General features: G+C 40.2%; 5 protein-coding genes. 2 read left to right on the top strand and 3 right to left on the bottom strand.

The window, feature by feature from the left end:
• Positions 1-426 precede the first annotated feature (426 nt).
• From ES711_RS16100 to ES711_RS16090, 3 genes are all read right to left on the bottom strand, one after another.
• Entirely contained in the window at positions 427-1,725 is a 1,299-nt protein-coding gene (locus tag ES711_RS16100; protein WP_146894334.1) for an amidohydrolase family protein, read from the bottom strand.
• 215 nt (positions 1,726-1,940) lie between these two features.
• A complete protein-coding gene (locus ES711_RS16095) occupies positions 1,941-4,907 on the bottom strand; it encodes an amidohydrolase family protein (protein ID WP_146894333.1) in 2,967 nt (988 codons plus the stop codon).
• 86 nt (positions 4,908-4,993) lie between these two features.
• Positions 4,994-6,058, bottom strand: coding sequence for a DUF3810 domain-containing protein (locus ES711_RS16090; protein WP_146894332.1), 1,065 nt, complete (start codon positions 6,056-6,058; stop codon positions 4,994-4,996).
• A 74-nt stretch (positions 6,059-6,132) separates the two neighbouring features.
• On the opposite strand from ES711_RS16090, the gene ES711_RS16085 reads away from it, so the two are divergent.
• Both ES711_RS16085 and ES711_RS16080 read left to right on the top strand, forming a co-directional pair.
• The gene (locus ES711_RS16085) at positions 6,133-7,593 is read left to right on the top strand and encodes an aminoacyl-histidine dipeptidase (protein ID WP_146894331.1); all 1,461 of its coding nucleotides are present in this window, start codon (positions 6,133-6,135) and stop codon (positions 7,591-7,593) included.
• A gap of 388 nt (positions 7,594-7,981) precedes the next feature.
• Positions 7,982-9,287 (top strand): hypothetical protein (locus ES711_RS16080; protein ID WP_211363143.1); only part of this gene is annotated, 1,306 nt, incomplete at its 3' end.

The raw sequence follows: 9,287 nt of genomic DNA, 5'->3' as shown, positions 1-9,287 counted from the left end.
TCGAAATCATGAACAATCTGGAGCTTAAATTCTTCCGAATAAATACGGTGCTTTTTTAAGGTTTTTAAATTTGCTTTCATAAGTTTACACTTTGATTAAAGTGGTCAACCTATATCAGGGACTTACACGCTTCGCTTTTAGTATTATGTATTAAGACCGCTGCGCTTTTAGTATTTAGTATTAAGACCGCTTCGCTTTTAGAACCAAGAATAAAGACTTGAGGCGTAAATGCCTGCGGCTACATCGTAATCGATAAATTTAAAGCACTAAATTTATATTAAAATAAAAAAATCTGTCATTCCTGATTATAGGGCGTGACAGATTTTTATTTGTAATTAATTTTGAAATTTAAATTTAAAATTCGAAACAAAAAACTTCTTACTTCCAGCTTCTAGCTTCCAACTTCCAGCTTCCAACTTCATTCAACTATTTTCCAGCCTTAAACTTATTATCGTAACGCTTGTACAATTCGGTTTGGTGGGTTTCTAAACTCACTGAACGACCGTCGATGAAAGCATGGGTTAATTTATTGGTCCGCATGTCTAAAGCGTCGCCTTCACTAATAAAAAGCGTAGCGCTTTTACCAGTTTCTAGAGTGCCATAATCTTTATCGATACCCAATATTTTAGCCGTGTTAGAGGTGATCAGTTTTAAGGCTTCTTCCTTTGCCATGCCATGCGCTACCGCAGTACCTGCATAAAATGGAATGTTTCTAGAATGCATACGCTCCATTGATCCGTTAGCATTTAAAGCGACGAGAACACCTTTTTCTACTAACAAATTAGCGAGTTTATAAGCCATGTCATAATCGTCATCATCTCTACTTGGCAGCGAATGTATACGTTGTAAAATGACTGGGATGTTGTTTTGTTTTAGCAAATCGGCAACCTTAAAAGCTTCACTTCCGCCTACAATTACCATATGCTGTACCTTGTTGTTTTTTGCAAAATGAATAGCATCAGTAATGCCTTTTTCGTCATCTACATTGATGTATAGTTTTTTGGAACCATCAAACAAACCTTGTGTTGCAGCGTAGGGTAAGTTAATTATAGGTTGGTCTCCTGCGCCATAGGCTTTGGTCTCGTTAAAAAACGACACCACCTCATCCACTTGTTCACTGTATTTATCGTTGATTTTCAATCCTGGATCTTCACCAAGCCACCAACGGCCACGGGTAAAACTACTTGGCCAGTTCATGTAAATACCGTCGTTCACTTTTACAGTGGCATCTTCCCAGTTCCACGCATCAAATTGCACTACGGATGAGGTGCCCGAAATGCGGCCACCCTGAGGTACAATCTGGCCCAATAATACGCCGTTCGGGCGCATGGATTCTACTACTTTAGACTCTGCATTATAGGCAATAATACTTCTGATGTGTGGGTTTATTTCACCAATCTCATCATCGTCAGATGTTGCTTTTACGGCATCAATTTCTACCAATCCTAAGGTGGATGACGGCACAATAAAACCTGGATACACATGTTTGCCGTCTGCTTTGATGACTTCCATCCCTGAAAGATCGGTTTGTGCTGCACTAGAAACTGTAGTAAGTTTTCCGTCCTTAAAAATAATGAGGCTGTTTTCTATGACCTCACCATTGCCTAAATGTGCCGTTGCCCCGGTAATGGCAATGGGTTTAGATTGCTTAGACGCGGGTGTTTGTTGTGCAAACCCAAAGCTGGTGCACAAGGCGAGGAGTACTATATAGATGTTTTTTTTCATTTGAAATCTGTTTATATTCTCTCGAAAGAGGAAATTTTATGAATATTTAAATATGTTTTTTTGAGCCACGAATTCACTAATTACTTTTTTTATCACTGAAGACTGCCAACTGTATACTGAAGACTGCCAACTGAAGACTGCCAATTGAAAACTGCAAACTGAAAACTGCCAACTGAAAACTGCCAACTGAAGACTGCCAACTGAAGACTAAAAAACTATTCCGAATCGCAGTGTAACAATTCCTTTTCCTTCTTCTTAATCGGTTGTGTTTTCAGTCCTTTGTTCTTGGCTTGCAACATATCGTTGATCAGTTGACTTTTTTCTTTTTTGATTTGCGTTCTAATCTGTTCATCACGTTTTAAATCGAAATAGGTCACCCCTTCAATAATCGTCTTTTCAGCCTTAGCGTATACTGAAAGTGGATGGTCTGTCCATAAAACCACATCGGCATCTTTACCAACTTTAATGCTGCCTACACGGTCATCAATGTGCAATAGTTTTGCAGGGTTTAAGGTGACAAACTTCCAAGCTTCTTCTTCACTCACACCACCATACTTTACGGTTTTAGCCGCTTCTTGATTCAAACGACGGCTCATTTCAGCATCATCACTATTAATGGCTACCGTTACGCCAGCATCGTGCATAATGGCGGCATTGTAAGGAATAGCATCATTAACTTCATACTTGTAGGACCACCAATCACTAAACGTAGATCCACCAACGCCGTGCTCTACCATTTTATCGGCCAGTTTATAGCCTTCTAAAATATGGGTAAAGGTGTTCACTCTGAAGTCAAATTGTTCAGCCACTTTCAAAAACATATTAATTTCACTTTGTACATAGGAGTGACATGAGATAAAACGCTCCCCGTTCAATATTTCAACCAAAGTTTCCATTTCGGTATCATATCTATAAGGCTTTCCACTTTTCTTTAGAGCTTCGTAGGCTTTAGCTCTAGTAAAATAATCGACATACACCTGTTCAACACCCATTCTGGTTTGAGGGAAACGCGTGCCTTCCCAGTTGGATTGCTTTACGTTTTCACCCAAGGCGAATTTTATAAATTTCGGGCTGTTGTCTATGATTAAGTCTTTCGCGGCATGTCCCCATTTTGGTTTGATGATGGCCGAACGTCCGCCAATTGGATTAGCTGATCCGTGCAAAATTTGAATGGAAGTCACCCCGCCAGCTAAATTTCGGTATAAATTTATATCCGTATCATCAAGCACATCTTCAATAGTGACTTCTGCTGACGAATTCTGTCCACCTTCATTAATGGACGCTGCGGCGATATGCGAATGCTCATCGATAACCCCTGAGGTTAAATGTTTTCCTGACGCATCAATTACTGTGGCACCGCCTTCAGATAAATTTTGACCCACTTTGGCGATTTTGCCATTTTTGATCAACACATCCGTGTTTGTTAAGATGCCATCCTTTTCATTGGTCCAAACCGTCGCATTTTTAAATAATATGGTTTCAGCTTTAGGCAAGGTTTCAAATCCGTAGCCATTATTAGGAAAAGTGATTGGAGACACTGTAGCTACCGCTTCTTTTTTATCGTCTTCATCATCCTCCTTTTTTGCCTCACTATCTTTCTTGGCTTCTGTTTGTTTGGCGAAGAAACTCAGTTCATTTCCCGTAGGCAGAATGGCTTTTCCGTTGAGGTTTTTGTTCGCATCAACGGTGGCAATAACTCTGACAAACTCTTGTTTTGTGCTGTCTTGTGTCGTGAAGGCAATATTTACCCAATCGTTAGCGTAAGACACTTTGGAGCCGCGTTTTTTGTTATCAGATGTAATCTCTGATTTCAACTTGCTGGATTCCCCAGAAAGAACCATTTCATAAGTGTCACCTGCTAAAGTAAAAGCGTAGGTACCCGCGATATCGATGGTGTTTCTGTCTTCAATGGTGTTTTTGTAGCCTTGCACCCAGTTTTCATATAAGGTTGTTTTCTTATCAAAAATATCGCCAGAAGTGATCAGGAAGTTGGCATATGCGCCATTTTTTAATGAGCCTATTTTATCCGTTTTTCCTAACAGTTGTGCCGGAACAGTGGTTAGGGCTTCTAAGGCTTTTTCTTTGGATAGTCCAGCTTCAATAGCCTTTAGGATATTGGCTTGAAAATCTTTGGCCGATTTTAAATCGTGCATGGTCAACGCAAACGGAATGTTTTTCTCCGCCAATAGTTTCGGATTGGACGGTCTCTGATTCCAGGCTCTCATATCTTGAATGGACAGCGTAGCCGCTAAAAAGGCATTCTCTACATCATAAGCCTCAGGGAAATTGATTGGGATGATCATTGGCGCATTCATCGCTTTAATTTCGTCAAGACGCTCATACTCGTCGCCACCACCCAAAATAATGTATTGGATGCTGAAAAGGTCCCCAACTTTATCTGCGCGCAAATCATTGGCTCTGCTGCCTGCTTCAAAAATTTGCACCATGGATTTGTTGTTGTTCAACGCTTCAATAGACAAATCTTTAGTTTTGGAGTTTCCTTTTGCATACCAATCGGCATCATTATATAACTGTCTCAGCAACGCCATACTTCCCATGATAGAAGACGGGTAGGACTGATTGGATTTTAAACTTTTATCAAAGGACAGGTATTGCGCCGATTTCGCCTCAATAATGCGCATCGAGTTATCAGCATCAGAATTAAGGGCGACCAGCGTACCGGTGCCTCGAACAATCCCGTCTTGTATGTGCGTATTGACCACGCCAAAACCGGCTTTGATTAAATCTTCTGCTTTTTTAGAATCATATTTAAATTGATCAATCGCATTGTTCTCTGGCATCACATGGTCATTCCAGTAAAAACCTGTGCGCGAGGGGTCGTATTGTGCGCTTCTGCCACCACCTTGACGTTTCGGTTTTTCGATGCCGAAATCAGAATACATATCAATAAAGGAAGGATAAATACTTTTACCTGTAGCATCAATTTGTGTGGCATTTTTCGGAATACTTACCGAAGCTCCAGAAGCTACTACTTTGCCATCTTTAATTAGTAAAGTGCCTTTCTCAATAATTTGAGTAGGCGTTACAAAAATTTTGGCGTTGGTAATGGCGGTGTAGTTGGTATTTTTTGTAAATACCCCGTCATTTTTGGGGAAATACTCCTGTGCGAGCAAAGAAAAACTGCACATGAAGGTCATGAGGGTCAATAATGTTTTAATCATACGGTTGAAAATTAGTTAGCATAATGAATTCTAAAGATATAGATTATGAAGAGTTTTGAATCGTATTAAGATATTTTTAACATTCATTACGGACGTGATTCGAAATAATTCACCAAAAGTGCCACAATATAGCTGTAGCTTTCAATACCGCCCTTTTGATTATTAGCCATTAAAAATCCACTATAGGTATTTTTGAAAAAGCTTTCGGATAGGTTTTCATAAGACTGCCAAAAGAGGCGGGTTTCTTCGTAATTTTTGAGAACGCCAATATTTACGGTCATCAACAACTCCTGATATAGTAAAGGATCCCTCATATAGATGTCATTTAAACAATGCCGGAGCGCGAAGGAATAACCTGAGTAATTAAAATAGATATTTTCGTGTTTCATAGCCGCCATCGCCCCAATAAAATTGGCTTCATTTTCTGCAGCATAGCCCAATTGATGCGCGATTTCATGACTGGTTGTGGTTGGGTATTTGTAGGCCGGAATGAGGCCGTCAATTTGCGCCTCATTGGTAAACGGGTTTAAGTAACCGCTAAATCCCATATAGGTTAAGGGCAGGCTGTAGATGGAACGTTTTAAACTGCTGGTGCTGTAAGTAAGATTTGGATATTCTTTAGTAAGTTGTGTGTAACCTCTTGGAGCCAAAGCAATAAGTTCGCGTTTGGTATAGGGCATAATCACCATGCTGGTATCATGTTCTTTTATAATGCCGTGAATGAGATTTGTCTTGGAAATTAAATCTTTGGTGATGTTTACCAATTGTTCCGTTGAATACTCATTTTCAATGTTGAGCGATTGGTGTAAGGGCAAGCGGTAATAATTAAAGGCCCACATCATATGGAAGGCAAAATACGCCAAGGAAATCGGCGCTAAAATATCCAAAAGATAATTTTTAGTGTCGGTTCTCAGTCGCTTTCTGTTCTTATACAGCCATCTCAACACATAAATGGTGGCTACCGTATATAAAATATCACCTACTGAAAATGGAACCCATCCAAAAACCACATGCATCGCTTTAGAAATCCATTGGTAAATCCCATTGCTATAATACTGTTCAACAAAATTGGGATAATTGGCCAATACCTTAATGAGCACGATTTGTAGGGGCAGAGAAAGGGCAATAATAAGTTTGGTATGTTTGCGCATCCCTCAAAAATAGAAAATAGTTTTATAAAACATACACGAATCCTTACCTTTGTAAAACAACATAAAATTCACGTATGAATACAGAAATAAGACAATTAGAACCTCAAGAGCTTTGGAATAAATTTGCCGATTTAAACGCTGTGCCACGTCCTTCAAAAAAGGAGGAACGCGTTATTGCATTTATGAAAGAATTCGGTGAGAAATTAGGACTGGAAACGTTTGAAGATAAGGTAGGCAACGTCATCATTAAAAAGCCTGCAACTGCGGGGATGCAAAACCGTAAGACGGTGGTCATGCAATCGCATTTAGATATGGTGCACCAGAAAAACAACGACACCAACTTTGATTTTGATACCCAAGGCATCGAGATGTATGTAGATGGCGATTGGGTACGCGCTAAGGGAACAACCTTAGGTGCCGACAACGGCTTGGGAGTGGCCACCATTATGGCAATTTTAGAAAGTAATACGATTCCACATCCTGCGCTTGAAGCCCTGTTTACAATTGATGAAGAAACAGGCATGACGGGAGCTAAAGGCTTGGAAGGCGGTCTTTTAGAAGGTGAAATTCTCCTTAATTTGGATACTGAAGAAGATGATGAAATTGGCGTAGGTTGTGCCGGCGGAATTGACGTTACGGCTACCAGAACGTATACGGAAGAAGAAACACCAGAATTTAAAACGGGTTATAAGATTACGGTAAAAGGTTTACAAGGAGGCCACTCCGGAATGGACATCCACAGAGGTTTTGGGAATGCCAATAAATTGATGAATCGCCTGCTTTTTGACGGCTTTGAAAACTTCGGATTGCGTATTTCTGAAATTGATGGCGGAAGTCTCCGCAACGCGATTCCAAGAGAAAGTAATGCCCTTATAGCGATTGATACGATGAATGAAGAGGCGTTTGCTACCGAAATGGAGGAGATGATTGCTGATATTACCACCGAATATAAGACTATTGAGCCTAATTTAACTATTGAAATTACCAAGGTCGAAACACCTAAATTAATGATGGATTTAGGCGTGCAAGAAGGCTTGACTAGAGCGCTCTATGCGGCTTGTAATGGCGTATACCGCATGAGCCCGGATATTCCAGATTTGGTAGAAACGTCCAATAATATTGCCCGCGTTATCGTAAAAGATGGTGCCATTAAAATTGGCTGTTTAACCCGCTCCTCTGTTGAATCTTCAAAGTGGGATTTAGCGAACATGCTCCGTGCGACTTTCGAATTGACTGGCTGTGAGGTAGAGTTTTCTGGCGACTACCCAGGTTGGAAACCAAATATGGAATCGGACATCTTAAAAGTGCTTTCAGAATTATATACAGAGATGAATGGCAAAAATGCCAATGTGGCGGCCTGTCATGCTGGATTGGAATGCGGGATTTTAGGTCAGAATTACCCAGAAATGGACATGATCAGTTTTGGTCCAACCATAAGAGGCGCACACTCTCCTGACGAACGCGCCCAAATATCTTCAGCACAAAAATATTGGAAGTATGTCTTGGAAATTTTGAAGCATATTCCAAAAAAATAGGAAACTCAAACCTTTACATGACTTAAGAAGCCGTCTCAAAATTATTTGAAACGGCTTTTTTTATAGGCTTATTTTAGACCTTTACCAACCTGGTACTCATATATTCCAATTTTGAAAAGGTGTCATTGGTTCGCGATCCCTTTCTCAGCATGTAAAGCTTCAGATAAACGCTAATAACCTTAAGTAGTCAAAATTTCTTAATGGAGTAAGAAATTAGGCGCCATAATTTACCGTTTAAAGGTTTTTTATTGCTTTTAAACGATGTATTTTTTTGTTTTGAAAAAAACTTAACTTAATTTTGTGTCTCCCTCATTAACAGTCCGTTAATATTTCGCTTTCATTTTAAGATTACTAGTTTTTAAAATTAGTATTTACCCATATTCTATATATGAAAAACTATTACTCTCTATTCTTTATATCTGTATTCTTTCTATGGGTGAGCCCTATGGCATTAGGGAATTCCAATTTCAATAAAACTAATTTTATACTTCAGAATGTCTCGCAAACTTATGACATGAGTTTCGATTATAGAGGGGGTTTTGATGCGTTGGATATGAGTGGATTCACGGGGGCTAAGATGGTCGTGAATAGTGATTTGGGGGTTTTTGTTGCTAAAGTTAAAGCAGCTAATTTAAAAAATTCTAGATTAGTATATGTTTCCGACTGTTCTAATAGCGATAAAACAGTAAATGTAGCTCAAGGAGTTTGTGGTGCCAATGTGAATTACACACTTCCAACTACTACCACCCCAGATGCTAAGATGGTATTGGCTTCAGGAAGTATTGCTAATAATGGATTCTTTCCTGTGGGGAAAACAATGGTGGTTTACGAAGAGAGAACTTTAGGAGATGGGACGGCAACTACTAATCCTATAACGACTTGTAGTTTTAATATTACTGTGATTGATAATGAAAAGCCCATTCTTAAACCAGGCTCTGATCGAAACGTTGATCTGGAAGCTGACTGTCAAATAACGATTCCAGATCTTTCTGGCGACGTTACGGATAATTGCGGGGCCACTATCACTCAAAATCCTGCCATTGGTTCAAAGGTTGCCCTTGCTCATAATGGGACAACCACGGTTACGGTTACGGCTAAAGATGCCGCTGGAAATACTGATATTAAAGTTGTAACGCTAACCGCCAAGGATGTTACTCAACCAGTTCTTACGGTGAATGCAGTGCAGGACGTAAATTTGGATGCTAGCTGTGAGATTACAGTTCCCGATGTTAGGGGTTCCGCAACGGACAACTGTACGTTTACCATCACCCAAAGCCCTGCCATTGGTTCAAAGGTTACCCTTGCTCATAACGGGAAAATCGCTGTTACGGTTACGGCTAAAGATGCCGCTGGAAATACGGATATTAAAGTTGTAACGCTAACCGCCAAGGATGTTACTCAACCAGTTCTTACGGTGAATGCAGTGCAGGACGTAAATTTGGATGCTAGCTGTGAGATTACAGTTCCCGATGTTAGGGGTTCCGCAACGGACAACTGTACGTTTACGATCACCCAAAGCCCTGCCATTGGTTCAAAGGTAGCCCTTGCTCATAACGGGACAACCACGGTTACGGTTACTGCTAAAGATGCCGCTGGAAATACGGATATTAAAGTTGTAACGCTAACCGCCAAGGATGTTACTCAACCAGTTCTTACGGTGAATGCAGTGCAGGACGTAAATTTGGATGCTAGCT

Origin of the sequence: Gelidibacter salicanalis (assembly GCF_007997285.1) — a bacterium.
GTDB classification, from domain to species: Bacteria; Bacteroidota; Bacteroidia; order Flavobacteriales; family Flavobacteriaceae; genus Gelidibacter; species Gelidibacter salicanalis.
This window is presented reverse-complemented; position numbering and strand designations above follow the sequence as displayed.